This window comes from Halomonas sp. SIMBA_159, assembly GCF_046536035.1.
GTDB lineage: Bacteria > Pseudomonadota > Gammaproteobacteria > Pseudomonadales > Halomonadaceae > Vreelandella > Vreelandella venusta_A.
The window spans coordinates 1-231 of record NZ_JAWJBT010001755.1 but is presented as its reverse complement, the minus strand read 5'-3'; the positions used below and the strand labels follow the sequence as shown (position 1 = coordinate 231).

Below are 231 nucleotides of genomic sequence, written 5' to 3'. Positions count from 1 at the left end.
ATCGCTTTGCGATCCGCGCGCAGTTCACGCACCAGCACAATCACCATCATATACAGAATAAAGGTAAACGGCATCGCTGACAGCACGGCTGCGGATTGCAGCCCAGAGAGGCCGCCAGCCACAATCAGTGTCAGGCAAGTCGCGGCAATCAGTACGCCCCACACCACGCGCTTATGAAGCGGCGGATTGATGGAACCATTATCGGTCATTTGCGCCACGATGTACGAAGCA

General features: G+C 55.8%; 1 protein-coding gene. It reads right to left on the bottom strand.

The features are described from left to right. A partial coding sequence (locus R0J87_RS25215) for a BCCT family transporter (protein ID WP_498889760.1) occupies positions 1-231 on the bottom strand: 231 nt, incomplete at both ends.